Here is a 24,229-nt window from a genome sequence, read left to right as displayed (position 1 = left end):
CCATGAGGCTCTGCTTCCTGGTGGAGGAGCATTACCGCCACGACGGCATGCCGAACGAGGTGATCCGGCAACTGACCTCGTGGGGCCACCGGGTGGAGGTGCTGCGGCCCGGGGGTTCGCTGCTGCGGATGAGCGAGGCGGTGGATGCCGGCGCCCATGACGCCTGGGTCCTGAAGACGGTGTCCGGCGGGCCGGGGCTGACCCTGCTGGAAGCCGCCGCCGCGGCCGGGGCGACCACCGTCAACGACGCCCGCTCGATCCGGGGCGTACGGGACAAGGCGCTGGCCGCCGCCATCGGTCGCGGCCGGGGACTGCCGTTGCCGCCGACGTACGCGGCGGCCCGGCCGGAGCTGCTGGCCGAGATCCCGGCCTGCGAATACCCGCTCGTCGTCAAACCCGCCGACGGCAGCTCCGGGCGGGCCGTGCACCTGGTGGCCACGCCGGAGCGGCTGACCGCGATCCTGCCCGAACTGGCCGGTGAGGGCATGCTCGTCGCCCAGCCGTACGTCCCGAACTCGGGCACCGACATCAAGGTGTACGCGGTCGGCGGTGAGTTCTTCGCCACCGAGCGCCGCTCTCCCCTGCATCCGGACACCTCCGTCCCGGAGCGCCTGGTCCCGCTGTCCGCCGAGATAGCGGAGATCGGCGCGCGGGTCGGGGAGGTGTACGGGCTCGACCTGTACGGGGTGGACGTGCTGCTGGGGCCCGACGGGCCGGTGGTCGTGGACGTGAACGACTTCCCGAGCTTCCGTCAGGTCCCGGACGCGGCGGCCCGGGTGGCCCGTGCGGTACTCGACCTCGCGCGGTGCGGCGGTTCGAAGCCCGGCGGCGGCGCCGGGGCCGCTCTCCCGCGCCGGTCCGGGCCGGCGATCTCGATCCCGCTCCAGGCGGCCCCGGCCACGACCCTCGCGGTTCCGGTGGCCGCTGCCGTCCCGGTGGCCACCGTCGTCCCGGCAAACACCGCGGCCGTCCCGGCAACCACTGCCATCACCCCTGCCGCCCCTGCGGGAGAGACCGTATGAGGATCGGCCTGATCACGGACAAGCCCGGACATCCGCTGCTCTCGGCGGCGGCCGGTCTGCTGCGGGATGCCGGGCACGGGGTGGAACTGCTGGACCCCGGCTCGGTGGGGGAGGCAGCCGCCGGAGTACCGGCCGACGTGTACCTCCTCAAGGCACACACCCCGCACGGACTCGAACTGGCCCGGCGCCTGGAGCGGCGCGGGGCGCCGGTGATGAACTCCGCCGCGGCGACCACGCTCTGCCAGGACCGCACCCTGATGGCGGAGCTGGCGGTCCGGGCCGGGCTGCCGTTCGCGGGAACCCGTACCGTCGGCACGCTCGCGCGGTGGGCGGCCGGGTTCCGCCTGGACTCCCCCGTGGTCGTCAAGAGCCGGCACAGCCGCCGTGAGGACCTCGTGACCCGGGTCGACGACACCGCGTACCTTCGGGAGTTGGCGGACCTCTGGCCCGACGAGCCGGTGGTGGTGCAGGAGTTCGCCCGGAACAGCGGCTGGGACCACAAACTGTGGGCGATCGGCGACCGGGTCTTCGCGGCCCTGCGCCGTTCCGAACTCTCCCCGGAGGGACTCGGCCCCACTCTGCCGCTGCCCCGGCTCCCGTCGGAATGGGCCGACCTGACCCGCCGGGTGGGCGAGGTCTACTCCCTGGACGTCTACGGCGTGGACATCATCGCCACCGCCGACGGCAGCCCCCTGATCGTGGACGTCAACGCCTTCCCCGGCATCCGCGAACAGCCGGGCGCCCCCGAAGCCCTGGCGGAACTGGCCCTGCGCCGGGCCAAGGGCGGGTCGGCCTCCGCCGGATCAGGGAACCGGTGAGGCCGACGGCGCGTGCGACGCCGCCGCAGGGGCGTGCGTGGTGGGCTCAGAGGGGCTGGAGCCGGGTGCGCAGGAGGCAGAACTCGTTGCCCTCCGGGTCGGCCAGGGTGTGCCAGCTCTCGGCGCCGCTCTGGCCTACGTCCACAGGTCTGGCGCCCAGGGCGAGCAGCCGCTCCAGTTCCGCGTCCTGATCGCGGTCGACGGGGTTGACGTCGATGTGCAGGCGGAGCTTCCCGGCCCGCGGGTCGCTGCTCGGGCTCAGGAAGAGGGTGGGCTGCGGACCGCCGAAGCCCGCGCCGGCCGGCCCGATCTCGATGCTCCCGTCGTCCTCCCGGGAGAGTTCCACATAGCCGAGGGCCCCGCTCCAGAACGCGGCGAGCTTCTCGGGGTCGGCGCAGTCGATGACCAGTTCACTAATGCGGCTTACCATGCCCACCAGTGTACGGAGACCACCCGGCAGCGCACCCGGCGCGAACTCGGACCGGTCCGGTCCGGACCGGACCGCGCCGGGCGGGGCGGGGCGGGGCCGGGCCGGACGGCCGGGGCCTGCGGCACGCACGCCACGTACGCGTGCACGCGCGGCGGATGGTCCGGCTACTTGATGACCTCGGCCTTCTTCTCGCCCGCGGCCGCGTACGCCGGGGAACCCGCACCGAGCGCCATGACGATGAGGGCGAACAGGACGGACACGGCGGCGGCCGTGGCGCGCTTGCGGGTCATGGTTTCCCCCTGATGGTGTGCGGTGGTCGTCCCGGCATCCGGGCCCGGGGCGGACAAGCGGGTCGGGCGAGTGGAGGCGGTCGGTGTGCGCGCAGTGGTGTTCGAGCGGTACGGGGAGCCCGGCGAGGTACGGGAAGTGGCCGATCCGGTACCGGCTGCCGGTGGGGTGGTCGTCCGGGTCGAGGCCACGGGGCTGTGCCGCAGCGACTGGCACGGATGGATGGGGCACGACCCGGACATCACGCTCCCGCACGTGCCCGGACACGAACTGGCCGGCGTGGTCGAGTCGGTGGGCTCCGGAGTCGCCAACTGGCGTACCGGGCAGCGGGTGACGGTCCCGTTCGTCTGCGCGTGCGGAAGCTGCGCCGAGTGCGCCGCCGGCCAGCACCAGGTGTGCGCCCGGCAGACGCAGCCGGGATTCACGCACTGGGGTTCCTTCGCCGAGTACGTGGCCCTGGAGCACGCCGATGTCAACCTGGTGGCCGTGCCCGAGGAGATCTCGTACGACACCGCGGCCGGGCTGGGCTGCCGGTTCGCGACGGCCTTCCGGGCCGTCGTCGCGCGGGGGCGGGTGGCGCCGGGCGAGTGGGTCGCCGTACACGGCTGCGGCGGGGTGGGGCTGTCCGCCGTGATGATCGCGGTGGCGGCGGGGGCCCGGGTGGTGGCCGTGGACACCGCGCCGGGGGCGCTGGAGCTGGCGCGGGCCTTCGGGGCCGCGCACTGCGTGGATCCGGGGCGGGACGATCCGGCCGGGGCCGTACGGGAGCTGACGCGCGGCGGTGCGCACCTGTCGCTCGACGCGCTGGGCTCGGCTGCTACGGCCGTGGCGTCGGTGGCCGGGCTGCGCAGGCGCGGGCGCCACGTACAGGTCGGGCTGCTGCCCGCCGCGCGCGGGGCCGCCGCGCTGCCGATGGAGCGGGTCATCGGGTGGGAGCTGGAGATCCTCGGCAGCCACGGAATGGCGGCGCACGCCTACCCGCCGATGCTGGAACTGGTCCGCTCCGGCGCCCTGCGGCCGGACCTGCTGGTCACCTCCACGATCCCGCTCGACGCGGCGCCGGCCGCGCTCGCAGCGATGGGGACGGCGCCGGGACCCGGAATCACGATCATCCGGCCGTGGGCCGCCACGCGGAACTGAGCGGGCCGCTGGGCGCACAGGGCTTGTGGTGCGGGGAGGGCATGGCTACATTCCCTGATTACACGTGTAAGCACAGGATCCAGCCACACCGTCACCGCCGGCACGCCCTCTGCACCCGTTCGCCCTCCCCTCACCTCTCGTCCCCCTCGTTTCCCACCCTCCGCGATAGGCAGCACAGCCATGTCCACGATCCCCCTCGACCCACCCCTCGAAGCCGGCGCCCGCATGTCCACCACGACCCCGGGCGACCGGCGCAACGGCGCTCTCGGCCTCGGAATCACCTTGCTCGCGGCCGCCGCCGCGCTCGCGCTCGCCGTACGGAGGGACGTCACGCGGCCGCCCTTCCAGGGCCTCGACGACCGCTGGCTGTCGTGGATGGGCGGACCGCACCAGGGCTTCCCCTCCGCCGTCGCCGCGGCGCTGAACTGGTTCGGGGGCCCGGCGGGCAGCGTCGTCCCGCTCGCGCTGCTGCTCTTCCTGCTCCTTCGGCGGCACTGGGTGTCGGCGGGCTTCCTCTTCACCGTGTACATGGCTGGCAACATGCTCGTCGTCCAGGGCCTCAAGCACCTGGTGGACCGGCCGCGCCCGGAGAATCCGCTGGTCAGGGTCGACCACGGCTCTTTCCCCTCCGGACATGCGGCCGGCGCGGCGCTGCTGGTCGTCATCGTTGGGGCGATCCTCGTCCCGGCGGCCCGGCGCCGGGCCTGGTGGATCGGCGGCACGGTGTTCACCGCGGCGATGATGTGGAGCCGCACCTGGCTGCACGCCCACTGGCTCAGCGACACGGCCGCCGGGGCGGTGGCCGGTGCGGGGGCCGGGCTGATCGCCTGGTGGCTCTGCGCCCCGATGCTGGCCCGGGAGGCCGGGCGAAGGGCGGAGCGTACGCGCCGCCACCGGCGGGCGGCGGAAACCGACTCCCCCGCCGGCTGACCGCCGATGGCTCAGTGGTCCCGCGCGGCCGCCGTTACACGTGCGGGCGCCCCGGCAGCGGCGTCCGGCCGCGGCGCAGCCGCAGCGCGGTCAGGACGGCGGCCAGGGCCACCGCCGCGAGCGCGCCCCCAACGGTGAGGATCCACACCGGGATCCCGCCGGCCGTGAGCAGTTCGTCCGTGTACTCGACCCGGCGGTACGGGGAGTCCCCCGCGGATGCGCGCAGTTCGTGGTCGCCGTCGATCCGGGACGGGACCGGGAAGCTCTGGTCGATCGCCGTCAGGAACACCGGCGCCGCGCCCGCGAATGCGGCGACCGCTCCCGTCGGGGTGATCTGCCCGGCGAAGGTCACCTCGGGCGCGTTGCCTCCGATCGCGGAGACGGGCTCCATACGGTGTTCGGCCAGCACGTACAGCCCCAAGGACTGGGCGGTGCCCGCCAGCCGCGACAGCCGCATCGGGTAGACCAGCCGGTCGCTCTCGAAGCGGATCAGGAGCGGATCCAGGGTGCCGCTCAGCGTGCCGTACGGCTCCCGGGGGGCGAGCCGTACGGCCACGTACTCCCAGCGCTGGTCCACGTAGGGCTTCAACTCGGCGGAGAGGCGGTCGGGGAGTACGAAGCCGTTGGCCCGGAGCCAGCCGCCCAGCGCCTCGGGGTCGGTCGCGGTCAGGCGGGCGACGTCGAAGTCGCCGAGCCGCTCCCGGCCGATGACCCCGACCTGCGGCTCTGCGCTGCCGGGCGGTGCCGCTCCGGCCATGTCCCCCCGGCCGGAGTCCAGCGGCCAGTCTCCGCGGCGCGGCCAGAAGTAGCCCCTTGTGCGGTATTCGGGTCCGGTCAGGTCCGCGAGCTCCGGGAACAGCCCGGGGTCGCCGAGCCGCACCGTGGCCCGCCCCGGCACCGGCATGATCCACGCGGCCCGTTTGGCGTCTCCGCCGACCGTGAACCGCATCGCCACCTGCTCGGCCTTGCCGTCCCAGCGGATCACGGAGGCCTCCCGGGAGACTCCGATCCGGGAGGTGCCGTCGGGGACCATGGCCCCGCAGCCGCAGGCGTAGGCCGGGCTGATGAGCGACCCCAGCTGGGTCGCGAGCAGGGCGAACAGCAGGAGTCCGACCCTTCGCCTGATCCACGATGCCGTCCGCACGGTCTCCCCCACACTCTTCGCTCATCCGCCCGCGGGTCACTCCCTCACCCGCGGGCCTGTCCGTCCGGGGTCTCAGACGGCCGGAGCCGCGATCCGGTTCCGGCCACCCTGCGGGTGCCGGTCGCGGCGCTCGGGGCACGGGCCGGAAGGCGGGCGAACGAGCGGACGGGCCGGAAGGCGGGCGGACGGGCGGGGCCGGGGTGGACGGGCCCGTGGGGCCGGTGGGCAGGGTGAGGCCAAAGGCCCGGGAGGTCGGGACGTTTCACCCGGTATTGAGATGATGTACGTCGTCTGAATTCGAGCCGTGACCGGACGGACCGGCGGCCGTGGCCCGGCCCGCACGGCGGGAGCCGCACCCCAACACGTAGTGGAACCGACCATGTGCGGCATGACCATCGACACCACCCCCGACTCCGCCGGCCGTCCGGTGCTGCGCCTCGACCCCGAGGGCGGTCCGTTCCGCGAGCTCGCGGCCGTCCGGATCCAGGTGCCGGCCGGCGGGGCGGTCCCGGCCCACGGGCACGGGGCGTCCGAACTGCTGCTCACCGGCGTCGCCGGGACCGTGGAGGCCTCGTGCGGGTGCGGCGCCAAGACGGTGAGCCCCGGCGCCTTCGCGATGCTGCCGGCCGGCAAGGAGATCACCCTGGCCAACCACGTCACCGAGCCGGCGACGGTCCTGGCGGTGTTCTCTCAGGGCGAGTTCACCGAGGGTCTGCCGCGCGGCACGGCGCGGGGCTGCGGCTGCCAGGGTCGCAGCCACTGACCTGGAGGTCCCCTCGGGTCCGGGCCGGTGGAGCGTGGCGGCGGGGCGGCTCTGGACCGGCCGTTGGCCTGATCCCATACTTCTCCCGTGAGAACGACGGATAAGCAGACGGCGAAGCGCGCGGACAAGCAGCCGCGCAGCAGCCCCTTGGTGCCCGACTCGGTAGCCCGGGAGATCGCCCGGCACGACTGGGACTCCGTCGAATGCGGCTGCGGCCGCCCGGCGGGGCATCTCGTGGACACCATGTGGGACGCGGCCGAAGGCCATCCGGCCGCGGTGCACGCACTGGAGGGCCACGCCTTCCGCGCGACCCGGCTGCTGGCTCCGGCCCCGGCGGTGTGCGGGGTCCTGATGGCCGTGTGGTCCGCGGGCCCGCCCCGGCAGGCGACCCGCGAGGGGCTGCTGTGGGCGCTGCTGCGGCTGCTCGGCACGGAGGACGACGGAGGCTCGCACGAAGCGGGCCTGTACGGCCAGTGCGCCGCCCACATCCGTACGGGCCTGCCCGGCCTCCGCGATACGGCGGCCCGCTCCCCTGGCTCCGTATCGGCCGCCTACGCGGAGGGCATCCTGCGGCTGCTCGACCTGGCGCTCTAGCGCGCGTATTTCGGCTCGGGCCGGATCGGGCCGCGGCGACGGCCGGCCTTCCCGGAGTTCCGGGCGGCGCCTCCCGGCGCTCCGCGGCCGGGCCGGCTCCGTCAGACCCTCGACGCGGCTTCCAGGCAGGCCCGCAGGGTGGCCGGGGTGACCTCGCTGAGGGAGGGCGCGAAGGTGCGTACCGGCGACGGGGGGACCGCCAGCAGGGACGGAACCACCAGCACTCCGCAGCCGGCGGCCTCCGCCGAGGCCGCGCCGTCCGGGGAGTCCTCGACGGCCACGCAACTCCACGGCTCCGCGCCGATGCGCGCGGCGGCGGCCCGGTAGGGGTCCGGGTGCGGCTTCGTGCGGGGCGTGTCGTCGGCGGACAGGGTGAAGGCAAAGGGGACGTGGGCCAGCGAGCCGCCCACCACCGAGTCCACGACCACCCGCGGCGAGGCACTGACCAGCGCGAACGGCAGTCCCTCGGCCTCCAGGGCGGACAGCAGCCGCTGCGCGCCCGGGCGCATCGGCGCGCCCGCCTCGACCTGGCTGAAGAAGCTCCCGGTCAGGGCCCGTGCCACCTCGTACGCGTCCCCCGCACGGGCGGCCCGTACGAGGTGCGCCGCGGTGTCCTCGACCGCCCGGCCGACCACCTCGGGCGCATCGGCATCGGTCAGCGCGTACCCGAGGTCCGCGGCGATCGCCTCGGTGGTCCGCCACCACAGGACCTCGGTGTCGACGAGGGTTCCGTCCATGTCGAAGAGGACGGCGGCGAGTCCGGTCATGAGGGGTTCCCAGCGGTAGTCGGGGTGGAGGTGGGGGCGACGACGAGGACGTGGCGTTCGGCCAGGCGTACGGCCGCCCGCGCGCCCGGTACGAGGTCTCCCGCATCGCGCGAGGGCAGGTCGGCCTTGACCCGGGTGCCGTCGGGCAGATCCAGGTGGAGCCGGGTCACCGACCCGAAGAACGAGGCCGATACGACGGTGGCCGCACCCTCCGCGTCCGCCGCAACCGTGATGTTCTCGGGGCGTACGAGGACCTCGACGTTCCGGGCCGGGGGCACCGGGCCGTCCACCGGCAGCCGGGAGCCGGCCACTTCCACCGTCCCGGAGCCGGACAGCCGCCCGGGGAGCCGGTTCATGGTGCCGACGAACTCGGCGACGAACGGGGTCGCGGGCCGCTCGTACAGCTCGGCGGGGGCGGCGCACTGCTCCAGGCGGCCCGCGTTGAGCACGGCGACCCGGTCGGCCATGGACAGGGCCTCCTCCTGGTCGTGCGTGACGAACACGGTGGTGATGCCCAGGGAGAGCTGGAGCCGGCGGATCTCCTCGCGCAGTCCGCTCCGGACCTTCGCGTCGAGCGCGGAGAGCGGTTCGTCGAGCAGCAGGACCCGGGGGCGCAGGGCGAGGGCGCGGGCGAGCGCGACGCGCTGCTGCTGGCCGCCGGACATCTGGTGCGGATAGTGGTCGCCGTGGTCGGGCAGGCCGACCAGGTCGAGGAGTTCGGCGGCGCGCTCGCGGCGTTCGGCCGCGCCGGCCTTGCGGACGCGCAGGCCGAAGGCGACGTTGTCGCGGGCGCTGAGGTTCGGGAAGAGGCTGTACGACTGGAACACCATTCCGGCGTCTCGGCGGTTGGCCGGGACGCGGGTGATGTCCTTTCCGTCGAGGAGGACTTCGCCGGAGTCGGGCTGCTCGAAGCCGGCGACCACGCGCAGTGCGGTGGTCTTCCCGCAGCCCGACGGGCCGAGCAGGGCGACGAGTTCGCCGGGCTCAATGGTGAGGTCGAGTCCGTCGAGGGCGACGGTGGAGCCGAATGCCCGGCGCAGGCCGCGGAATTCGACGCGCGCACCACCGGGGCCCGCTTCGGTTTCCGTGGACTTCCTGGCCTCGGGAAGGGTGAGGGACATGCGGGTCAGGACTCCTTGCCGGAGGTGCGGGGGGTACGGGAGGGCCCGGGTGACACGGTAGCGGGGGCGGTACCGGCCCGGGAGAGGAGGAGCAGCAGCAGCCAGGTGATGAGGAGGCTGAGGACGGAGACGGCCACCGACATGCGGGCGTGTGCTCCGGAGATCGACACGATCCACACGGCGAAGGGCTGGAAGCCGAGCAGCGAGGCGATGGTGAACTCGCCGAGGACCAGGGCCAGCGTGAGGAAGGCGGCTCCGGCGAGAGCGGCCCGCAGGTTCGGCAGGAGCACCCGCAGGACCACGTACGGCCAGCTCGCGCCGCAGCTGCGGGCGGCTTCGACCAGGGTCGGGACGTCGACGGCGCGCAGGCCCGCGTCGAGGGAGCGGTAGACGAACGGCAGGGCGAGCACGGTGTACGCGAGGACCAGGACGAGGGGGAAGTCCGGGTTCTGGACGGCGAGGAAGGTCTGGTAGAGCGGGGTCCTGGAGAGGTGTTCGGGACCCCAGCGCAGCACGGTGGTGATACCGGTGACCAGGGCGATCGGCGGCACGACCAACGGCATCATGCACATCACCTCCACGACCGGGCGCAGGCGCGGTGAGCCGATGCGTACGGCGACGAGCGCGGGCACGGCGAGGAGCAGCGACGCGGTGATGGTCGCGGCGGCGAGGCCCAGCGAGAGCAGCAGGCTCTTGGTGAACCCTTCGGCGGCGAGCAGTTGGGTGTACGCCTCGAGGCTGATGCCCTGGCCGGGGACGTGCACGGTGAACACGAAGGAGGCGAGGAGCGGGAGGACGAAGTACGCGCCCGCGAGCGCGAGCACGGCTCCGCGCCACACTCGTGGGCGGGAGCGGAACCGGCGCGGCGCGCGCGGCGGGGGTTCCCGCCGGTCCCTCTCCCCGTGCCGGCCCACGGTGGCCGTGGGGCTCGCGGCAGCCGTGGCTGCCGTGGCATTCGAAGCCGTCGGGGCGGCCTCGTCGTTCGGGGCGGGCGTCGGGGTCATCGCAGCCATCGGGCGCTCCGTCGCTGGAGGGGCAGGTAGACCGCCATGACCAGGCCGGCGATCACGATCATGTCGAGGCCCAGTGCCAGGGCCACGTTCTCCTGGCCGGTCAGCACGTTCCCGGACAGGGCGTCCGCGATCTTGAGCGTGACCAGCGGGACGGAGCCGCCGACGAGGGCGGCGGCCGTGGCGTGCGCGGCGAAGGCCGTGCCGAAGAGCAGGACGAACCCGCCGAGCAGGGAGGGTGCGAGGACGGGCAGGCCGACATGGCGCCAGAACTGCCGACCGCTCGCCCCGCTGTTCTGGGCGGCCTCGCGCCACTGCGGGCGCAGTCCGTCCAGGGCGGGGACGGTCACCAGCACCATGAGCGGGGTCAGGAAGTAGAGGTAGACCACGGTGAGGCCGGTGAAGGAGTACAGGTTCCAGCCGAGGCCGGTCAGGTCGGCGAGCTGGGTGACGACCCCGGAGATCCCCACGGTGGCGATGAACGCGAAGGCCAGCGGGACCCCGCCGAAGTTGGCGAGGACGCCGGAGGCGGTCAGTGCCGCTCCGCGCAGGGCGCGGGAGGGGGAGGTGACGACGGCCTGCGCGATGAGGACGCCGAGCACCCCGGCCACGAGTGCGGTGAGGCCGGAGAGCTGGACGCTGCCGATCAGCGAGCCGAGGTAGGGCCCCTGGAGGGAGCGGGCCAGGTGCTCGCCGGTCGGCTCGGTGGCGCCGCTCACCGGATCCGTGCGGGTGACCGCACCGAAGGCGATGGCGCCCAGCGGGACGCCGAAGCACAGGCCGGTGAAGGCGAGGAGCGGGAGGGCGGCGAGCCAGGTGCGCGGGCCGCGCCGCCGGCGGCGGCCGGTGGCGCCGCCGGCGGTCCCCGTCGGGTGGGGGGTGGTGGTGGAGGCTGACATCAGCTGAGGGCCTTGTCCCACTTCTCGGCAAGGGTGGCCTTCGCCTTGTCCAGCTCGGTGGAGGCCGGGAAGGCCGGGGCGCCCTTGACCTGCGGGAGCTTGGTGACGGCTTCCTTGTCGACGGTGCCGTCCTGGGTCATGGCGGGCAGCAGCACGGGGCGGGCGTGGCCCTTCAGCCACAGGTTCTGGCCCTCGGTGCTGTACAGGAACTCCATCCACAGGCGGGAGGCCGCCGGGTGGGGGGCGTCCTTGTTGATGGCCTGCGAGTAGTACTGGGCGTAGACGCCGTCGGTGGGGACGGCGACCTTCCAGTCGACGCCCTTGCCCTTGAACTGCTCGGCGTAGCCGGCGTTCAGGTAGTCCCAGTCGATCGAGATGGGGGTCTCGCCCTTCTCGACGGTGGCCGGGGTGGATTCGACGGGGATGAAGTTCCCGCTCTTCTTCAGCTGCCCGAAGAAGTCGATGCCGGGCTGGATGTCCGCGAAGGAGCCCTTGTTGGCGAGGGCCGCCGCGTAGACGCCGCCGAAGGCGGAGCCGGACTTGGTCGGGTTGCCGTTGAGGGCGACCTTGCCCTTGTACTCGGGCTTGGCCAGATCGGCGAAGGACTGCGGGCAGTTCGGGATGCGGGCGGCGTCGCAGCCGATGGAGACGTAGCCGCCGTAGTCGTTGTACCAGCGGGCGTCCGCGTCCTTCTGGGAGGCGGGGATCCTGTCCCAGGCGGTGACCTTGTACGGGGCGAAGAGGTTCTCGGCGGCGCCGCTGCGGGCGAAGGCGATGCCGAGGTCCAGGACGTCGGGGGCGCGGGTCTGGCCCTTGCGGGACTTGACGGCCGCGATCTCGTCGGCGCTGGAGGCGTCCGGGTTCTCGGCGCTGATCTTGACCTTGGGGTACTTGGCCTGGAACGCCTTCTGGATCGCGCCGTAGTTCGCCCAGTCCGCGGGCAGCGCGATGACGTTGAGTCGGCCCTCCTTCTCGGCGGCCGCGACGAGGCCCTCCAGGCCGCCGAAGTCGGCGACCGAGGTGGCGACGCCGGGCTGGGTCTTGTTCTTGCCGTCACCACCGGCGGAGCCGGCGGCCTGGTCGGGTGCGGCGCCGCACGCGCTGAGCGTGGTGAGCACGGCGGCACTGAGCAGAACGGCCGCACCGCGACGGGCGGAGGAACTGAGCACGGTCTCTCCCGGAGACGAAACTGCATGAAGTGGTTCACTTGTCTGAACAAGTTGGCTCCAGTTCGCCCTGGGACGCTGTACGGACGGTGAACGCAGGCCGTCCCGTGGAGCACGTCTCGACGAAGACCGGAGACCGGCCGGGTACAGCCGTGCCGGACAGCCCCCCTCAAGATGATCTTCGGGCTCGCCACGGCCTAGGCTTGCGGGCGGGCACGGCCCTGCGGGCGAAGCGCGGCAGGCGGCAGGTAGCAGGCGAAGCGCGGCAGGGCCGGTGTGCACACATCCACGCGAGGGGGAACAGGACAGCATGGCTACGGTGCGGTATCTGGAGATCGCCGAGGCGCTGCGCCGGTCGATCCTCTCCGGCGCGTACCCGGTGGGCGCCCAACTGCCCTCCGAGAGCGATCTGGCGGCGCACTGGTCGGCCTCCCGCGGGACCGTCCGCCAGGCCGTGGCCACGCTCGCCGCCGAGGGGCTGATCGGTTCCCGGCAGGGGGCCCGCAGGATCGTCCTGCGCCACGAGCGCAAGCACAGCTTCGGCGAGCTCAACAGCTTCGCGCAGTGGGCCGAGGGCGTCGGCCACCAGGCCGCGAGCCGCTTCCTGTCGCGTACCCGCCGCCCGGCCACCACCGAGGAGGCGGACCGTCTCGCCCTGCCGGCCGGTACGGAGATCCTCGCCGTACTGCGGCTGCGACTGCTCGACGGGGAGCCGACGATGGTCGAGCGGACGGCCTACGCCGACTGGGTCGCGGCCGCGGTCGAGTCGATGCCGCAGGACTGCCGCTCGGTGATGGACGCATTGGCGAACGACTCCGGGATCGTCGCCCACTACGGCGAGCACCTGATCGACGCGCTTCCCGCCGGCAGCGAGGACGCCCGGCTGCTCGAAATCCGCCGCGGTAGCCCGCTGTTGCGCCAGCGGCACGTCTCCGCGACTCGGACGGGCCGCCCCATCGAGTGGTCCGACGACCGCTACCGGGCAGGCAGCGTCACCTTCAGTGTGAACAACTCGGCAGTAGCAACTGCATTGGAGCGCCGGGCTGGAGACCGCTAGGGCGCAGGCGCGGGCGCAGGTCGCAATTCCCCACGACCCGGGCCCCTACGGCCGGAGTGCGGCGGCACTCTCCGCGATGGCCTGCGGGAGCCAGTCCGCGAGCCGCCCGAAGGGGAACCCGAGCGCGCCGGCCCGGCCGTTGTCCATCGCGTAGGCGCGGTCGAAGGAAAACGGCGAGGCCACGGCGCCGGTCCCGACGGTCCGCAGGCGCGGAGCACGCCCGACCCGCTCGGCGACTGCCTCGCAGAGCCCGAGCACGTCGAGTTCCCCGTGCGAGGAGGCGTTCACCGGCCCGGTGAAGTCCTGCTCCCCGGCCCAGTGCAGGAACCGGGCGATCTCGTGGTGGTGGATGAAGGAGGTGGGGTACGGGGCTTCGTGGACGGCCACCGGGTTCCCGGCGGCGATCCGCTCCACGTAGTGCGCGAGGCGGCCGGTGAACTCCGCCCGGCCGCCGCCGAGTACGTGCGCGGTGCGGACGGCCACATGGCCGAAGGCGGGCTCCGCCCCCAGGACGGCCTCGGCCCGCCGCTTGCCCTCGGCGTAGGCGCGGGCCTCGGGGGTGGGCGGTGCGGGATCGTGGACCTCCATCGTCGAGGTCAGCACGTACCGCCCGGTGCGGCCGGCGAAGACCCGGCGCGCCACGGCGGCTTGCTGCGGGGTGTAGCAGACCTGGTCGAAGACGACGTCGAAGGTGCGTTCTCCCAGCGCCGCGCGCAGCCCTTTTTCGTCCTCTCGGTCGGCGATCAGGTGACCGGCACCCCGGGGTGGGGCGGCGGAGCCCCGGTTGAGGACGGTCACCTCGTTCCCGGCGTCCTGCTCCAGGGTGACCAGGTGCTTTCCGAAATAGCGGCTTCCGCCGATGACCAGAATCCTCTTCATGTCGGGGACTCTGCCGCGGTAGCGTCGCCAGCGGAACCACCGGAATACTGACCGCGTCGTAAGGCAAACTGATGATCGATGTGCAGCGGCTGCGCATCCTGCGCGCCGTGGCCGAGCACGGCAGCTTCAACAAGGCCGCCGGGGCGCTCCTCCTGACCCCCTCGGCCGTCTCCCAGCACATCGCGGCGCTGGAGCGCAGCCTGGGTCACCCCGTCGCGGTGCGCAGTACCCGCGGGGTCACGCTCACCGAGCCGGGGCGGCTGCTGGTGGAGGCGGCGGAGACGGTGTCGGCCGAGATCGACCGGGTGCGCCACGAGATCGACCGGGTCACCGCCGAGCGGCCGCGACTGACGGTCGCCACCTTCGTGAGCGGTGGCAGGAGGCTGCTGCCGGGCGCGCTCGCCGGTTTCGTCGCCGCGCATCCGGAGGTGGAGCTGACCGTTCTGGAGGCAGAGCCGGAGGAGGCGGTGCCCATGGTGCGCGCGGGCGCGGCCGATCTCGCGCTGACCTACCACTTCGACGGACCGCTGCCGCTGCGGCCGGAGGTGGCGCTCGACTGGTTGCCGCTGATGGAGGATCCGCTGGCGCTGGTCCTGCCGCCGGGTCACCGGCTCGCGGGGCGCGAGTCGGCCGACCTCGCCGAACTCGCCTCCGACCGCTGGGTGCTGGGCTGCCTCAAGACGGAGGCGTACCTGCGCCGGTACGCGGAGCGGGCCGGTTTCGGCCTCCGGGTGGCGGCTTCCACCACGGACTACTTCTTCGCCCGCTCCCTCGTCGAGGCCGGCGTCGGCGTCGCGCTGATCCCCCGGATCGCACTGCCGTCGGGGGACGGGGACCGAACCGGCTCCTCGGCCGCCGACGGTGTGAGCGTCGTACCGGTCGAACCCCCGTGTCCCGCACGGCACATCGGGCTGCTGTCACCGCGCCGGCGCCGTCCTCACCCCTACGCGGCGGCCCTGGCCGGGGCGTTGGCCGGGGCGGTGCGCCGGTGATCCGGCTTCTGCGGCCTCACCGCCCCAGACTGGCATCCGCAGGTCGCCCTCGGCGCCGTCGCCGGCCCGCGGCCGCGCCCGGTCAGGGAGCAGCCGTCTTCGGTGCGTCCAAGGCCGGGAGCGGCTGCGGGCCCTTCGTGACAGTGACGGGAATGCCCCCGGTGGCCTTCTCCAGCCGGGCCTTGAACCCCGGCGATGCGGCGCCCTCCTCGGTGGTGGTGACCTCCACCGCCGCGCCGTGGCTGCCGGAGACGGTGTAGATCGGGAATCCGGCCTCCAGGCCGATGACCTTGTCGCCGGCGGCCTGGAGGGTCTTGTGGGAGTACGTGCTCAGGTACAGGTCGGCCCGGGCCGGATCCGCCTGCGGATCCGCCGCGTGCGCCGCCGCCACGAGGAGCCGTCCGCGGGCGAGGTCGGTGACGCAGAGCGCGACCCGGCCGGCCGGGTGGTCGGTGATCTGGGTGGAGTAGACGTCGGCGAAGGCACCATAGCCCTGGTCCCCGATGGCCTGCGAGAGCCGTTCTCCCTCGGGGGTGTTGGCCGGGGTGCCGTCGATCTGGGTGGGCGCGGCCTGTGGTGCGGCGGGGTCGGTCACCGGGCACGGCTGGGCCGTCCCGGGCGGGGCGGGGTCCTGGCCGTGACCTGCCTGGCCGGCCACGACGGTCTTTCCGCAGCCGGTGAGCAGCACGGCGGCGGCGCCCATGCTCACGGCCGCGGTCACGGCTCCGTTCGCCACAACCCGCAGGTGTCTTGCGGTGGTTCCCCGCATCATCGGTCCCCCTCGTTGTCCGGTGCCGGATCGGCACGGCTGTGACGTACTCCCGGCGCTGCCGGTTCCCCGGTGCGCCGGGGCCACACAGCGGGGTGGTCCGGTGTGTGCCCGGCCGCCATGGCCAGGGCGGGCCGGGGGTTCCTAGGGTCGGTCGGGCCGGCCCGGCCGCGCGTCGGCCCGTTCGGGGACCGGCGGCCCGGGGCGGGGTGGAGGAGGGTGTGCGATGGGGTTGGACAAGGAGGTCGCGAGCGCGGCGCAGGCGGTGGCGGACATTCCCGCCGGGGCCTCGCTGGCGGTGGGCGGCTTCGGGCTCTGCGGGGTGCCGGGCGTGCTGATCGGCGCACTGCTGGAGCGCGCGGAGCTGCACGGCCTAGACGTGGTCTCGAACAACTGCGGGGTGGACGACTGGGGCCTGGGGCTGCTGCTGCGCGCGGGCAGGATCGCCCGGATGACGAGCTCGTACGTGGGTGAGAACAAGGAGTTCGCCCGGCAGTACTTGAGCGGTGAGCTGGAGGTCGAGCTGGTCCCGCAGGGCACCCTCGCCGAGCGGCTGCGGGCCGGTGGCACGGGCATCCCGGCGTTCTACACCCCGGCCGGGGCCGGTACGCAGGTCGCGGAGGGCGGCCTGCCGTGGCGCTACCGCGCCGACGGGGGCGTCGCCGTGGCCTCGCCGCCCAAGGAGCTGCGGAGCTGGGGCGGCCGGGAATACCTCCTGGAGGAGGGCATCACCACAGATTTCGCCCTGGTGCGGGCGGCGGCCGGGGACAGGCACGGCAACCTCGTCTTCCACTCCTCGGCGCGCAATTTCAACCCCCTCGCCGCGATGGCGGGACGGATCACCATCGCCGAGGTGGAGGAGCTGGTCGAGCCGGGGGAGCTGGATCCGGACGCCGTCCACCTGCCGGGCGTCTTCGTCCAGCGGGTGGTCCGCGTGGATCCCGGCGATCCGGCGGGCGAGCGGCGCGTCGAGCGCCGCACGGTCCGGACTCCTTTCCTCCCCCAACGGCAAGGCGGCGTGTGACATGGCTCTGACGCGTGAGCAGATGGCGGCCCGCGCCGCCCGCGAACTGTCCGACGGTACGTACGTGAACCTGGGGATCGGTTTGCCGACCCTCATTCCCAGCCATCTGCCGCCGGGGATCGAGGTGCTGCTCCAGTCGGAGAACGGCATCCTGGGCGTGGGCCCGTACCCGTTGGCCGACGAGGTGGACCCGGACCTGATCAACGCGGGGAAGGAGACGGTCACGGTCCGGCCGGGGGCCTCCTGCTTCGACTCCGCGCTGTCCTTCGGCATGATCCGCGGCGGGCACGTGGACGCGGCCGTGCTGGGCGCCATGCAGGTGTCCGCCTCGGGCGACCTGGCCAACTGGATGGTCCCCGGGAAGATGGTCAAGGGGATGGGCGGCGCCATGGACCTGGTGCACGGTGCGCGCAGGGTGATCGTCCTCATGGAGCACACCGCCAAGGACGGCACGCCGAAGCTGGTGGACCGGTGCACGCTGCCGTTGACCGGGCGGGGCGTCGTCCACCGGGTGATCACCGACCTGGCGGTCCTCGACATCACCCCGGAGGGGTTCCTGCTCCGCGAACTGGCTCCCGGGGTCGGTCTGGACGAGGTCCGGGCGGCGACGGACGCGGGCCTGGCGGTGGGGCGGGGCGCGGAGGCGGAGGCGCCGACCGGGCCCGAGGTGGAGGCGGCGACGGCGACGGCCTGAGCCGCGAGAGGGCGCGGTAGCAGCGGCCCGGAGCCCCCGCAACCCTCACGGACCGGTCAAGCGGGCGCCGGACTATGGCGTTCCGCGCCATGCCGCCGCGACCGGGGCCGCTCCTACCGTGGCGGGCACCGCGGGCCCCGGACGACGGGCCCGCACCCTGCCCGCCCCTCCAGGAGCCGCCATGTCCTTGCGCAGCAGATCATCCGACACCCGGGCCGCCGGCCGGCGGCGCGCCGCCGGGCAGCCGTACGGGCGCCCGCGCCGGGCCCTCGTACGGCTGCTCGCGCTGGCGCTGCTGGCCGTGGGCGGGGTCCTCGCCGGTCCCGTCTCCCCCGCCCGTGCGGCCGTCACCCTCCAGCGGGTCGCATCCTTCGGGGCCAATCCGGGGCAGTTGAACATGTACGTGTACCGGCCGGCCTCCCTCCCGGCCGACCCGGCCGTGGTGATCGCCCTGCACGGCTGCACCCAGAACGCCCAGACCTACGCGGACAACTCCGGACTGCCCGAACTCGCCGACCGCGACGGCTTCCTGCTGGTCCTCGCGGAGACCACCTCCGCGAACAACCCCAACAAGTGCTTCAACTGGTTCCAGACGGTGGACAACCGGCGCGGCCAGGGTGAGGCCGCGTCCGTCCGGCAGATGGCGGCCCACGCCGCCTCCGCCTACTCCACGGATCCCGCCCGCACCTTCGTCACCGGTCTGTCCGCCGGCGGCGCCATGACCTCGGTGATGCTGGCGGCCTACCCGGACGTGTTCGCGGCCGGGGCGGTGATCGCCGGGCTCCCCTACGACTGCGCCAAGGGGACCAGCCCCTATACGTGCATGAACCCCGGGGTGGACAAGTCCCCGGCCGTCTGGGCCCAGTCGGTCCGAGACGCCTATCCGGCGTGGACCGGTCCCTGGCCCCGGGTGGCGATCTGGCAGGGCGACGCGGACACCACCGTCGTACCCCGCAACGCCGATGAACTGCGCGACCAGTGGACGGCGTTGCACGGTCTCCCGCAGACCCCCACCCGTACCTCCACCATCGGGCCGGACGCGACTCGGCAGGAGGAGTACCAGGCCGCCGACGGCACGGTGGCCGTCGAGGTGGACCGGGTCCCGGGCATCGGGCACGGCACCCCGGTCGATCCGGGCTCCGGCCCGGGACAGTGCGGGCACACGACGGCGTACTTCCTCGCCTCGATCTGCTCCGGCCACTGGATCGCGAAGTTCTTCGGCCTGGACGGCTCCCCGACCGGCCCCGGCACCCTGCCCGCGCCCACCGGCCTGACCGTCTCCGCCATCGGTGACACCAGCGTCACCCTCACCTGGGGACGGGTGGCGGGCGCCTTCGACTACGCCGTCTACCGGGACGGGATCCAGGTCGCCGCCCCGGCCGGCCCTCCGCACACGGACGGCGGGCTCGCCCCCGGCACGGGGCACGCCTGGACCGTGGCGGCCCGCGACGGCGCGGGGACGGCCGGGGCCCGCTCCACGCCCGTCACGGCGACTACGACCGGCGCGCCCGCGGCGTGCTGGAAGGCGAACAACTACCAGCAGGTACAGGCCGGCCGGGCCACGACCGACGGGAGCTACGCGTACGCCAGGGGCTCGGGCCAGAACCTCGGCCTCTACAACCTCTTCGTCACGCACACCCTGAAGGAAGCGCCCGCCGGCTACTTCGTCATCGCCGACGCCGGCTGCCCCTGAGCCGCCCTCACCGGCTGCCCCGAGCCCGACTCACCGACTCCCGCCCAAGCCGCGCTCCGGGGCCCTTCCACCACCCGACGGGGCCCCTCCCGCGCATCCCTCACGCGCACCTCTTCCGGAGCCCGTGACCAGCGCCCCGGCCGCCCGCCATGGCTGCGGACCCCATCGGGGCTCCCGCGAACATGGCGGGCACAGCCGTGTCGGGGCCCCGCCGGCCGGCCGTAGCCTCCGGCCCAGTCCCCGTCCCGACCAGCCCTCTGGAGGCTTTCCCATGCCACCGGCCATCCGTTCCGCCACCATGACCGCAGCCGTCGCCCTCCTGGCCACCGCCCTGCTGGCGCTCCCCGCTCCCCCGGCCGCGGCAGGCGGGGCCGGGGCTCACTGCGCCCGCCGCGCCCAGCTCCACGTACCGGGGGCGCAGCACCAACAGACCGACTGCCTGGATGAGTTGACCACGGCAGGCACGGTGACCTCCGGGCACACCGACCCGGCCGACTGGGCCGGCCTCACCCCCAAGGGCCTGGCCGTGCCCGCCGGCGTGCCGGGCATCCAGATCGACGGCTACTTCCCAGACACCGCCACGCCCGGCGCCGTCCCCAACACCAACCACGGCTGGAACCACGACGCGCAGTTCGTCATCCGGCTGCCCGACCGCTGGAACGGCGGCCTCGTCGTCGCCGGCTCCCCCGGCGTGCGCGAGCAGTACGCCAACGACCGTGCCATCGGCGACTGGGTGCTCTCGCGCGGTTACGCCTTCGCCGCCACCGACAAGGGCAACACCGGGGCCGCCTTCCACCGCGACGGGCAGGATCCCGGGGACGCCGTAGCCGAGTGGAACACCCGCGTCACCGAACTCACCCGGGCCGCCCGCGCGGTCGTCGCGCAGCGCTACCACCGGGCCCCGAACCGGACGCTCGCCACCGGCATGTCCAACGGGGGCTACCTGGTGCGCTGGCAGCTGGAGAACCATCCCGAGCTCTACGACGGCGGGGTGGACTGGGAGGGCACCCTGTGGCGGGCCGACGGACCCGGCCTCCTCACCTTCCTGCCCCCGGCGCTGGCCGCCTACCCCGCCTACGCGGCCGGCGGCCCGCAGGCCGGCCCGGCGCACGAAGCGATGCTCGCCGCCGGCTTCCCGGCCGGCTCGGAGTTCCTGTGGCCCTTCCACCACGGCTACTACTGGGACCTCACCCAGCGGATCTACCGCGAGGAGTTCGATCCCGGCTTCGACGGCCCCACCGAGGCCGGGACCCCCTTCTGCTCGCCCGGCACCCCGGCCTGTGACGCCGACTACGTCTACGCCGACCGGCCGGCGGCGGTCCGCCGCGCCGTCGCGAAGGTCGCGCTCACCGGCCGGATCGGCAAACCGCTGATCACCCTGCACGGAACCCTCGACGTCCTGCTCCCCATCTCCCGGGACTCCGACGTCTACGCCGAGATGGTCCGCCGGGCCGGCCGGGGCTCGCTGCTGCGCTACTACCGGATCGAGGGCGGCACCCACGTGGACTCGCTCGTCGACGCCTTCCCCGACCGGCTGCGCCCCCTCACCCCCTGCCACCGCGCCGCCTTCACCGCGCTGGAGGACTGGATCGGCCGCGGTGTGCGGCCGCCGCGCGGCCACACCGTCCCCCGGGATCCGGCGGCCTCTCCGGAAACCCTGCTGACCAGTTGCCCGCTCGACACCTGAGGACGCCCGCGGTTGCGTACCGCTCGTGATGCGCCACCGCCCTTGGTTCCGTACGCGGTCGACCTTGGTTCCGTACGCGGTCGCCCTTGATTCCGTACGCGGTCACCCCTGGTCGCGTACGCCGTCGGCCCGCATGGTGACCGGCTCCATACGGGCGTCGCCGAGTATGGGGTGCGACACCGTGGGCGCGGCCCGGGGCCCTCCCTACGCTTCCAGCCATGACGAGCCAACTTCCTTCCCCCGACCTGCTGCGGGATCGGGTCGCCCTGGTGACGGGCGGCGGCAGCGGCATCGGCCGGGCGTGCGCGCTGGCCCTGGCCGAGGCCGGGGCGACCGTGCACGTGGCCGATATCGACGCGGCGGCGGCCAAGGCCGTCGCCGGCCTCGTCGGCGGGCACGCCCACGTCGCCGACCTGGCCGATCCCGCCGCGATCGGGAGGCTGCCCGCCGCCGTCGACATCCTGGTCAACAGCGCCGGACTCCAGCACGTCGCCCCGATCACCGAGTTCCCGCCCGAGCGTTTCGCCCTGATCCAGCAGGTGATGGTGACGGCGCCCTTCCTGCTGCTGCGCCACGTGCTGCCGCACATGTACGCCGCCCGCTGGGGCCGGGTGGTCAACATCTCCAGCGTCCACGGGCTGCGCGCCAGCGCGTACAAATCGGCCTACGTGGCGGCCAAGCACGGGCTCGAGGGGCTGAGCAAGGTGACCGCGATCGAGGGGGCCCCGTACGGGGTGACCAGCAACTGCATCAGCCCCGGCTACGTCCGCACCCCGCTGGTCGAGGGGCAGATCCTGGACCAGGCCGCCGCGCACGGCATCGGCGCCGGGGACGTGCTCTCCGAGGTACTGCTGACCCGGTCGCCGATCAAGCGGCTCATCGAGCCCGAGGAGGTCGCGGCGGCCGCCGTCTGGCTGTGCGGTCCGCACACCGGCTACATGACGGGCTCCTCCCTCCCCTTGGACGGCGGCTGGGGCGCCAACTGACCCCGTCCGGGTGACAGCCCGTGCGCCGTGCCATGGGGACACCCGGCGGGTCCCGTACGGTCCCGCACGTGACCGATGCGAACCAGCCCGAGAACCCGACGCCCCCTACGGATCCGGCCGGCCCGGACGACCTGAACATCACCACCGGACCCGACGCGCTACGGGTCCTCGTCCTCGCGGGGTCCTCCCGCGAGGGCTCCGTGAACGCCCGGCTGGCCGCGCTCGTCGCCGGTCAGGTCGAGCGGTCCGGGGCCGTCGCGGACCTCGCCCGGATCGGCGACTTCGTGATGCCCACCTACGACGGTGACGCCGAGGAGGCCGAGGGCCCGCCCGCCGGGGCGATCGCGCTGCGCGAACGGCTGCTGGCGGCGCAGGCCCTGGTCATCGCCTCGCCCGAGTACAACGCCTCCGTGCCCGGCGTCCTGAAGAACGCCGTCGACTGGGTGTCCCGGTTCCGGCCGCAGCCCTTCAAGGACAAGCAGACCCTGCTGGTGTCCGCCTCCCCGTCGCTGGTCGGCGGGAACCGCGGACTCTGGGCGCTGCGCGTTCCGCTCGAACACCTCGGGACCCGGGTGTACCCCGACATGTTCAGCCTGGCGATGGCGCACTCGGCCTTCGGCGGGGACGGCGAGCTGACCGACCCGGGCCTGCGCGAACGGCTGGCCGACACCGTCGATTCCTTCCTCGCCCTCGCCGAGGCGGACACCCGATACCTCTGCCTCCAGCGCCGCTGGTACGAGTTCCTGGGCGACGAGAGCAACGCGCCCGTGACCCAGCGGGCCGAGGGCTGACTGCCTGTTCAGGGGGTGCCCGAACGGACGCTCGGGAGGCGGGTTAGCATATGAGCGCCGCCTAGCTCGAAAGATAAATTCTGTGACTGTCAATGACGACTCGTTCACCAACTGGAAGAACCGCGAGAAGATCGCGGAGTCGATGATTCCGATCATCGGAAAGCTGCACCGGGAGCGGGACGTCACGATCCTGCTCCACAGCCGCTCCTTGGTGAACAAGTCCGTGGTCAGCATCCTGAAGACCCACCGCTTCGCCCGCCAGATAGCCGGCGAGGAGCTCTCGGTCACCGAGACCATGCCGTTCCTGCAGGCACTCACCACGCTCGACCTCGGTCCCTCGCAGATCGACCTCGGGATGCTCGCCGCCACGTACGCGGCCGACGACCGCGGCCTGTCGGTGGAGGAGTTCACCGCCGGCGCCGTCTCGGGCGCCACGGGTGACAACAAGATCGAGCGCGGCGAGGGCCGCGACGTGGTCCTCTACGGCTTCGGCCGCATCGGCCGCCTCGTCGCCCGCCTGCTGATCGAGAAGACCGGCTCCGGCAACGGCCTGCGCCTGCGCGCCATCGTCGTCCGCGGAGGCGGCGAGGCGGATCTCGTCAAGCGCGCCTCGCTGCTGCGCCGCGACTCGATCCACGGCCAGTTCCAGGGCACGATCACCGTGGACGAGGCGACCAGCACGATCGTGGCCAACGGCAACGAGATCAAGGTGATCTACGCCAACGACCCATCCGAGGTCGACTACACGGCGTACGGCATCAAGGACGCCATCCTGATCGACAACACCGGCAAGTGGCGCGACCGCGAGGGGCTCTCCAAGCACCTGCGCCCCGGTATCGACAAGGTCGTCCTGACGGCTCCGGGCAAGGGCGACGTCCCCAACATCGTGCACGGGGTCAACCACGACACGATCAAGCCGGACGAGCAGATCCTGTCCTGCGCCTCCTGCACCACCAACGCGATCGTCCCGCCGCTGAAGGCGATGGCGGACGAGTACGGCGTCCTGCGCGGCCACGTGGAGACCGTCCACTCGTTCACCAACGACCAGAACCTGCTGGACAACTACCACAGCGCCGACCGCCGCGGCCGCTCCGCGCCGCTCAACATGGTCATGACGGAGACCGGCGCGGCCTCCGCCGTCGCCAAGGCGCTGCCCGACCTCAAGGCCCCGATCAGCGGCAGCTCGATCCGCGTCCCGGTGCCGGACGTCTCGATCGCGATCCTCAGCCTGCGGCTCGGCCGCGAGACCACCCGCGACGAGGTGCTCGAATACCTCCGCGACGTGTCGCTGACCTCGCCGCTGAAGCGCCAGATCGACTTCACCACGGCGCCCGACGCGGTCTCCAGCGACTTCATCGGCTCGCGTCACGCCTCGATCGTCGACGCGGGCGCCACCAAGGTCGACGGGGACAACGCGATCCTCTACCTCTGGTACGACAACGAGTTCGGCTACTCCTGCCAGGTCGTCCGGGTCGTCCAGTACGTCTCCGGGGTCGAGTACCCGACCTACCCGGCGCCGGCGGTCTGATCCCCCGGAGCCCCGCAGTACCCGATGCGGCGAACGC

General features: G+C 73.4%; 25 protein-coding genes. 15 read left to right on the top strand and 10 right to left on the bottom strand.

What is annotated here, in order from left to right:
- The first annotated feature begins 2 nt into the window (after positions 1–2).
- Together OTB20_RS04410 and OTB20_RS04405 are read left to right on the top strand one after the other, a co-directional pair.
- On the top strand, positions 3–1,022 hold the full coding sequence (locus OTB20_RS04410; RefSeq protein ID WP_267815272.1) for an ATP-grasp domain-containing protein: 1,020 nt from the start codon (positions 3–5) through the stop codon (positions 1,020–1,022).
- Entirely contained in the window at positions 1,019–1,840 is an 822-nt protein-coding gene (locus OTB20_RS04405) for an ATP-grasp domain-containing protein (RefSeq protein ID WP_267815271.1), read from the top strand. Before OTB20_RS04410 ends, OTB20_RS04405 begins: the two co-directional genes overlap by 4 nt.
- Before the next feature lie 46 nt (positions 1,841–1,886).
- Here OTB20_RS04405 and OTB20_RS04400 read toward each other — a convergent pair whose 3' ends face one another.
- Both OTB20_RS04400 and OTB20_RS04395 read right to left on the bottom strand, forming a co-directional pair.
- Positions 1,887–2,270 (bottom strand): VOC family protein, encoded by a 384-nt coding sequence (locus tag OTB20_RS04400; protein WP_267815270.1) that lies wholly within the window; start codon positions 2,268–2,270, stop codon positions 1,887–1,889.
- 164 nt (positions 2,271–2,434) lie between these two features.
- Complete coding sequence (locus OTB20_RS04395) at positions 2,435–2,560, bottom strand: hypothetical protein (protein WP_267815269.1); 126 nt, start codon at positions 2,558–2,560, stop codon at positions 2,435–2,437.
- 85 nt (positions 2,561–2,645) lie between these two features.
- Here OTB20_RS04395 and OTB20_RS04390 point away from each other — a divergent pair, with 85 nt between their 5' ends.
- Both OTB20_RS04390 and OTB20_RS04385 read left to right on the top strand, forming a co-directional pair.
- Complete coding sequence (locus OTB20_RS04390; protein WP_267815268.1) at positions 2,646–3,698, top strand: zinc-dependent alcohol dehydrogenase family protein; 1,053 nt, start codon at positions 2,646–2,648, stop codon at positions 3,696–3,698.
- Between the two features lie 180 nt (positions 3,699–3,878).
- Complete coding sequence (locus tag OTB20_RS04385; RefSeq protein WP_267815267.1) at positions 3,879–4,628, top strand: phosphatase PAP2 family protein; 750 nt, start codon at positions 3,879–3,881, stop codon at positions 4,626–4,628.
- A gap of 34 nt (positions 4,629–4,662) precedes the next feature.
- Here the strand turns inward: OTB20_RS04385 and OTB20_RS04380 are convergent, their stop codons facing one another.
- Entirely contained in the window at positions 4,663–5,772 is a 1,110-nt protein-coding gene (locus tag OTB20_RS04380; RefSeq protein WP_267815266.1) for a DUF2330 domain-containing protein, read from the bottom strand.
- 388 nt (positions 5,773–6,160) lie between these two features.
- On the opposite strand from OTB20_RS04380, the gene OTB20_RS04375 reads away from it, so the two are divergent.
- Together OTB20_RS04375 and OTB20_RS04370 are read left to right on the top strand one after the other, a co-directional pair.
- Positions 6,161–6,535 (top strand): cupin domain-containing protein, encoded by a 375-nt coding sequence (locus tag OTB20_RS04375; protein ID WP_267815265.1) that lies wholly within the window; start codon positions 6,161–6,163, stop codon positions 6,533–6,535.
- Positions 6,536–6,622: 87 nt separating this feature from the next.
- Positions 6,623–7,129 carry a hypothetical protein gene (locus tag OTB20_RS04370; protein WP_267815264.1) on the top strand — a complete coding sequence of 169 codons (507 nt, stop codon included), beginning with the start codon at positions 6,623–6,625 and terminating at the stop codon, positions 7,127–7,129.
- A gap of 101 nt (positions 7,130–7,230) precedes the next feature.
- On the opposite strand, the gene OTB20_RS04365 is transcribed toward OTB20_RS04370, so the two are convergent.
- The 5 genes from OTB20_RS04365 to OTB20_RS04345 are packed head-to-tail and all read right to left on the bottom strand — an operon-like array spanning position 7,231 to position 12,095.
- Entirely contained in the window at positions 7,231–7,896 is a 666-nt protein-coding gene (locus OTB20_RS04365; protein WP_267815263.1) for an HAD family hydrolase, read from the bottom strand.
- Positions 7,893–9,017 carry an ABC transporter ATP-binding protein gene (locus OTB20_RS04360; protein ID WP_267815262.1) on the bottom strand — a complete coding sequence of 375 codons (1,125 nt, stop codon included), beginning with the start codon at positions 9,015–9,017 and terminating at the stop codon, positions 7,893–7,895. Before OTB20_RS04360 ends, OTB20_RS04365 begins: the two co-directional genes overlap by 4 nt.
- 5 nt (positions 9,018–9,022) lie before the next feature.
- Positions 9,023–10,030 carry an ABC transporter permease gene (locus OTB20_RS04355; RefSeq protein WP_324290332.1) on the bottom strand — a complete coding sequence of 336 codons (1,008 nt, stop codon included), beginning with the start codon at positions 10,028–10,030 and terminating at the stop codon, positions 9,023–9,025.
- Complete coding sequence (locus OTB20_RS04350) at positions 10,018–10,926, bottom strand: ABC transporter permease (RefSeq protein ID WP_267815261.1); 909 nt, start codon at positions 10,924–10,926, stop codon at positions 10,018–10,020. The genes OTB20_RS04355 and OTB20_RS04350 overlap by 13 nt, the downstream gene beginning before the upstream one ends.
- Positions 10,926–12,095, bottom strand: coding sequence for an ABC transporter substrate-binding protein (locus tag OTB20_RS04345; RefSeq protein ID WP_420716324.1), 1,170 nt, complete (start codon positions 12,093–12,095; stop codon positions 10,926–10,928). The genes OTB20_RS04350 and OTB20_RS04345 overlap by 1 nt, the downstream gene beginning before the upstream one ends.
- 307 nt (positions 12,096–12,402) lie before the next feature.
- Here OTB20_RS04345 and OTB20_RS04340 point away from each other — a divergent pair, with 307 nt between their 5' ends.
- Positions 12,403–13,149, top strand: a complete 747-nt coding sequence (locus OTB20_RS04340; RefSeq protein WP_267815260.1) for a GntR family transcriptional regulator — start codon at positions 12,403–12,405, stop codon at positions 13,147–13,149.
- A 45-nt stretch (positions 13,150–13,194) separates the two neighbouring features.
- Here OTB20_RS04340 and OTB20_RS04335 read toward each other — a convergent pair whose 3' ends face one another.
- The gene (locus tag OTB20_RS04335) at positions 13,195–14,028 is read right to left on the bottom strand and encodes a reductase (RefSeq protein ID WP_267815259.1); all 834 of its coding nucleotides are present in this window, start codon (positions 14,026–14,028) and stop codon (positions 13,195–13,197) included.
- A 71-nt stretch (positions 14,029–14,099) separates the two neighbouring features.
- Between OTB20_RS04335 and OTB20_RS04330 the strand changes: the two genes are divergently transcribed.
- On the top strand, positions 14,100–15,020 hold the full coding sequence (locus OTB20_RS04330) for a LysR family transcriptional regulator (protein ID WP_267815258.1): 921 nt from the start codon (positions 14,100–14,102) through the stop codon (positions 15,018–15,020).
- A gap of 82 nt (positions 15,021–15,102) precedes the next feature.
- Here OTB20_RS04330 and OTB20_RS04325 read toward each other — a convergent pair whose 3' ends face one another.
- Positions 15,103–15,741, bottom strand: a complete 639-nt coding sequence (locus OTB20_RS04325; RefSeq protein WP_267815257.1) for a hypothetical protein — start codon at positions 15,739–15,741, stop codon at positions 15,103–15,105.
- Positions 15,742–16,015: 274 nt separating this feature from the next.
- Between OTB20_RS04325 and OTB20_RS04320 the strand changes: the two genes are divergently transcribed.
- The 7 genes from OTB20_RS04320 (at position 16,016) to OTB20_RS04290 (ending at position 24,192) form a co-directional block, all read left to right on the top strand.
- Positions 16,016–16,813 carry a CoA transferase subunit A gene (locus OTB20_RS04320; RefSeq protein ID WP_267815256.1) on the top strand — a complete coding sequence of 266 codons (798 nt, stop codon included), beginning with the start codon at positions 16,016–16,018 and terminating at the stop codon, positions 16,811–16,813.
- 1 nt (position 16,814) lies between these two features.
- Positions 16,815–17,507 carry a CoA transferase subunit B gene (locus tag OTB20_RS04315; RefSeq protein WP_267815255.1) on the top strand — a complete coding sequence of 231 codons (693 nt, stop codon included), beginning with the start codon at positions 16,815–16,817 and terminating at the stop codon, positions 17,505–17,507.
- Positions 17,508–17,688: 181 nt separating this feature from the next.
- Positions 17,689–19,200 carry an alpha/beta hydrolase family esterase gene (locus OTB20_RS04310; RefSeq protein ID WP_267815254.1) on the top strand — a complete coding sequence of 504 codons (1,512 nt, stop codon included), beginning with the start codon at positions 17,689–17,691 and terminating at the stop codon, positions 19,198–19,200.
- A 271-nt stretch (positions 19,201–19,471) separates the two neighbouring features.
- Positions 19,472–20,887, top strand: a complete 1,416-nt coding sequence (locus tag OTB20_RS04305; protein WP_267815253.1) for a tannase/feruloyl esterase family alpha/beta hydrolase — start codon at positions 19,472–19,474, stop codon at positions 20,885–20,887.
- A gap of 218 nt (positions 20,888–21,105) precedes the next feature.
- Entirely contained in the window at positions 21,106–21,873 is a 768-nt protein-coding gene (locus tag OTB20_RS04300) for a 3-hydroxybutyrate dehydrogenase (protein ID WP_267815252.1), read from the top strand.
- A gap of 131 nt (positions 21,874–22,004) precedes the next feature.
- Positions 22,005–22,664 (top strand): NADPH-dependent FMN reductase, encoded by a 660-nt coding sequence (locus tag OTB20_RS04295; RefSeq protein WP_267815363.1) that lies wholly within the window; start codon positions 22,005–22,007, stop codon positions 22,662–22,664.
- A gap of 82 nt (positions 22,665–22,746) precedes the next feature.
- Positions 22,747–24,192 carry a glyceraldehyde-3-phosphate dehydrogenase gene (locus OTB20_RS04290; RefSeq protein ID WP_267815251.1) on the top strand — a complete coding sequence of 482 codons (1,446 nt, stop codon included), beginning with the start codon at positions 22,747–22,749 and terminating at the stop codon, positions 24,190–24,192.
- Positions 24,193–24,229 lie beyond the last annotated feature (37 nt).

Origin of the sequence: Streptomyces sp. H27-H1 (assembly GCF_026627445.1) — a bacterium.
In the GTDB taxonomy this organism is placed as follows: domain Bacteria; phylum Actinomycetota; class Actinomycetes; order Streptomycetales; family Streptomycetaceae; genus Streptomyces.
This window is presented reverse-complemented; position numbering and strand designations above follow the sequence as displayed.

Excerpts from the sequence above, each read along its gene's own strand:
- OTB20_RS04410 (WP_267815272.1), top strand. The coding sequence starts at position 3 with ATGAGGCTCTGCTTCCTGGTGGAGGAGCATTACCGCCACGACGGCATG.
- OTB20_RS04405 (WP_267815271.1), top strand. The coding sequence starts at position 1,019 with ATGAGGATCGGCCTGATCACGGACAAGCCCGGACATCCGCTGCTCTCG.
- OTB20_RS04400 (WP_267815270.1), bottom strand. The coding sequence starts at position 2,270 with ATGGTAAGCCGCATTAGTGAACTGGTCATCGACTGCGCCGACCCCGAG.
- OTB20_RS04395 (WP_267815269.1), bottom strand. The coding sequence starts at position 2,560 with ATGACCCGCAAGCGCGCCACGGCCGCCGCCGTGTCCGTCCTGTTCGCC.
- OTB20_RS04385 (WP_267815267.1), top strand. The coding sequence starts at position 3,879 with ATGTCCACGATCCCCCTCGACCCACCCCTCGAAGCCGGCGCCCGCATG.
- OTB20_RS04375 (WP_267815265.1), top strand. The coding sequence starts at position 6,161 with ATGACCATCGACACCACCCCCGACTCCGCCGGCCGTCCGGTGCTGCGC.
- OTB20_RS04365 (WP_267815263.1), bottom strand. The coding sequence starts at position 7,896 with ATGACCGGACTCGCCGCCGTCCTCTTCGACATGGACGGAACCCTCGTC.
- OTB20_RS04360 (WP_267815262.1), bottom strand. The coding sequence starts at position 9,017 with ATGTCCCTCACCCTTCCCGAGGCCAGGAAGTCCACGGAAACCGAAGCG.
- OTB20_RS04355 (WP_324290332.1), bottom strand. The coding sequence starts at position 10,030 with ATGGCTGCGATGACCCCGACGCCCGCCCCGAACGACGAGGCCGCCCCG.
- OTB20_RS04350 (WP_267815261.1), bottom strand. The coding sequence starts at position 10,926 with ATGTCAGCCTCCACCACCACCCCCCACCCGACGGGGACCGCCGGCGGC.
- OTB20_RS04340 (WP_267815260.1), top strand. The coding sequence starts at position 12,403 with ATGGCTACGGTGCGGTATCTGGAGATCGCCGAGGCGCTGCGCCGGTCG.
- OTB20_RS04335 (WP_267815259.1), bottom strand. The coding sequence starts at position 14,028 with ATGAAGAGGATTCTGGTCATCGGCGGAAGCCGCTATTTCGGAAAGCAC.
- OTB20_RS04330 (WP_267815258.1), top strand. The coding sequence starts at position 14,100 with ATGATCGATGTGCAGCGGCTGCGCATCCTGCGCGCCGTGGCCGAGCAC.
- OTB20_RS04320 (WP_267815256.1), top strand. The coding sequence starts at position 16,016 with ATGGGGTTGGACAAGGAGGTCGCGAGCGCGGCGCAGGCGGTGGCGGAC.
- OTB20_RS04315 (WP_267815255.1), top strand. The coding sequence starts at position 16,815 with ATGGCTCTGACGCGTGAGCAGATGGCGGCCCGCGCCGCCCGCGAACTG.
- OTB20_RS04310 (WP_267815254.1), top strand. The coding sequence starts at position 17,689 with ATGTCCTTGCGCAGCAGATCATCCGACACCCGGGCCGCCGGCCGGCGG.
- OTB20_RS04305 (WP_267815253.1), top strand. The coding sequence starts at position 19,472 with ATGCCACCGGCCATCCGTTCCGCCACCATGACCGCAGCCGTCGCCCTC.
- OTB20_RS04300 (WP_267815252.1), top strand. The coding sequence starts at position 21,106 with ATGACGAGCCAACTTCCTTCCCCCGACCTGCTGCGGGATCGGGTCGCC.